Origin of the sequence: Tritonibacter sp. SIMBA_163, from assembly GCF_046535935.1 — a bacterium.
GTDB classification, from domain to species: Bacteria; Pseudomonadota; Alphaproteobacteria; order Rhodobacterales; family Rhodobacteraceae; genus Epibacterium; species Epibacterium scottomollicae.
Map to the genome: position 1 here is coordinate 1 of NZ_JAWJBP010000605.1, position 264 is coordinate 264.

Here is a 264-nt window from a genome sequence, read left to right on the forward strand (position 1 = left end):
CTGTTTTAGCGAAAGCAATTGGGACAGAGAAGTTAAGTAAAGTTTTTGCCTATCGTGATTTCCGAGCGCAAATTCACGAATATCAACGGGAACATGAAGTTTCAGGTTTAGTATGGCGGGTGTGTCGGTTCAATGGTTATGAAGTAGAGTGTCCAGAACTGCATAATCAACTGATTGCGATTGCTCAAGATAAAGAGACTTTAAAACGAGTAAAACCGAATATTTTTGAGTTTTGGCGAAAAGCAACGCAGAATTTAAATTTAT

General features: G+C 37.9%; 1 pseudogene. It reads left to right on the plus strand.

The window, feature by feature from the left end:
* A pseudogene (locus R0J92_RS23730) lies at window positions 1–264 on the plus strand (hypothetical protein); the annotation flags it as partial.